Origin of the sequence: Streptomyces flavofungini, from assembly GCF_041028215.1 — a bacterium.
GTDB lineage: Bacteria > Actinomycetota > Actinomycetes > Streptomycetales > Streptomycetaceae > Streptomyces > Streptomyces flavofungini_B.
Genome location: NZ_JASKYR010001122.1, coordinates 1 through 2,339 on the forward strand (window position 1 = coordinate 1; position 2,339 = coordinate 2,339).

Sequence of the window (2,339 nt, forward strand, 5' to 3'; positions counted from 1 at the left end):
CCACGTGTACAGCTCGGCCCGGCCGCTCGCCCGCTCCCAGGTGACGTCCTCGCTCCAGCAGCGTGGGCAGAACTCGCGCGGATAGTGGTGCGCCGCGCCGCATCCTCCGCAGCGGCGGATCAGGAGCACTCCCCCGGCCGCCGCGTCCCAGTAGGGGCGGGTGAGGGCGTCGGGCTCCGGGAGGTCGAAGCGCGGGGCGGTACGCGGGTCACCGGCCATCACGCGATCACCGTACCCCGCTCGAACCAGCCGTTTTTGCCGTCGCACCGCCGGCCCGCCGACCCGCACAGGCCAACGCTTGTACGGAGCGCGGCGAGCCGTTCGGCACCGGTGCGCCGGATCGTGTCCAACGAGTCCATGCGGAGGCATCTCCCACTTCGACGGCGCGTTCTGCATTTCTGACGGTACGTCAGTTGAACGTGAACGGGCTCCGGTGCGCAAGAGGCGTACGCCCTGTACAGCCGTGATCAATTCGCAACCGGTTCCGGACTTGACCGATACCCATCAAGTAGTCACGCGATTACTCTCCAGTCATGGCCGACTCGACAACCCCGCCAGCCGCCCGTCAGGACCACCCGGTGGAACACCCGTCGGACCGCCCGGCGGACCGTCCGGCGGACCGTCCGGTGGATCGCCCGGCGGACCGTCCGGTGTATGTCATCGGCGGCGGCCCCGGAGGCCTCGCCACGGCGGCGGCCCTGGGCGCCCGGGGCGTCCGTACGGTCGTCCTCGAGAAGTCCGGGCACGTCGGCGCCTCCTGGCGCGGCCACTACGACCGGCTGCGGCTGCACACCACGCGGCGGCTCTCCGCCCTGCCCGGACTGCCGATCCCGCGCTCGTTCGGACGCTGGGTCTCCCGCGACAACGTGGTCCGCTACCTGGAGAAGTACGCCGAGCACCACCGCCTCGACGTCGTCACCGGGGTCGAGGCCACCGGCCTTGAGCGCACCCCCGACGGCACGGGCTGGCTGCTGCGCGCGACCGGCGGGCGGGAGCTGACCGGCAGCGCGGTGGTCGTCGCCACCGGTTACAACCACACTCCCCGCGTCCCCGACTGGCCCGGCCGCGACACGTACACCGGCGAACTCCTGCACGCGGGCGACTACCGCAACCCCGCCCCCTACGCGGGCAAGGACGTCCTCGTCGTCGGCGTCGGCAACACCGGCGCCGAGATAGCCGTCGACCTCGTCGAGGGCGGCGCCGCGCGGGTCCGCCTCGCGGTACGCACCATCCCGCACATCGTGCGCCGCTCCACCGCCGGGTGGCCCGCGCAGCTCACCGGCATCATGTGCCGCAGGCTGCCGGTCGCCCTCGTCGACCGGCTCGCCGTGCCGATGGCCCGGATCGGCGTCCCCGACCTGTCCTCGCGGGGGCTGCCGCGCCCCGACACCGGCCTGTACTCGCGCGCCAGGCAGGGTGCGATACCGGTGCAGGACGTCGGCCTCATCGACGCCGTGCGCAAGGGCCTGGTCGAGCCCGTCGCCGCCGTACGGTCCTTCGAGGACGGCAAGGTCGCCCTCACGGACGGCAGCGTGATCGCCCCGGACGTCGTGATCGCGGCCACGGGTTACCGTCGCGCCCTCGAAGACCTGGTCGGCGCCCACGTCGCCCTCGACGAACGCGGCCGCCCCACCACCCACGGCCGCCGCAGCCCCCGCCAGGCGCCGGGCCTCTATTTCACCGGTTTCACCAACCCCATCAGTGGCATGCTCCGCGAACTGGCCCTGGACGCGGACAAGATCGCGAAGTCCATCGCCAAGTCCCTGGCCAGGGCAGAAGCCCGAGCAGAGGCCGAGTCGGCCGCCACGGCCAGAGCACAGGCCAAGGCCAGGGCGAAGGCCGACACCCAGGCAAGGGCAGCGGCGAAGGCGGCGGCGAAGGCCACATCGAAGTCGAAGCCGAAGAGGCAGACGTCCGCGTCCACCGGGGTAGAGACAGAGGCGGCACCGCCCGCGAGCGCACAGACGGAGCCCGTCCCGAAGACCGAGGCCGAGGCCACGCCGCCGGGCACCGGAGACCACACGGAGCCGAAGCCGAACCCCAAGGCCACGACAGAAACCAAGACCGAGGCAAAGCCAATGACGGAGGCGGAGCCCATGACGGGGGCAAAGCCGATGACGGAGGCGGATCCCAAGGCCGAGGCCGAGTCGAAGGCGTAGCCCAAGGCCGAGGCGGAGTCGAAAGCGTAGGCGGAGCCCAAGGCCAAGGCCAAGTCGAAAGCCGAGGCCGAGCCCAAGGCCAAGGCCAAGTCGAAAGCCGAGGCCGAGCCCAAGGCCAAGGCCAAGTCGAAAGCCGAGGCCGAGCCCAAGGCGTAGACGGTCCGCCCCGAACCGCACGGC

At 72.0% G+C, this 2,339-nt stretch carries 1 protein-coding gene and 1 pseudogene; one reads left to right on the top strand and one right to left on the bottom strand.

Annotated features, from left to right (window positions below; genetic code table 11):
* The coding region (locus tag AB8Z36_RS38985) for a Zn-ribbon domain-containing OB-fold protein (protein WP_369218098.1) at positions 1-219 on the bottom strand (219 nt) is incomplete at its 3' end.
* Between the two features lie 314 nt (positions 220-533).
* Between AB8Z36_RS38985 and AB8Z36_RS38990 the strand changes: the two are divergent.
* Positions 534-1,763, top strand: a pseudogene (locus AB8Z36_RS38990) (flavin-containing monooxygenase); the annotation flags it as partial.
* Between the last annotated feature and the right edge of the window lie 576 nt (positions 1,764-2,339).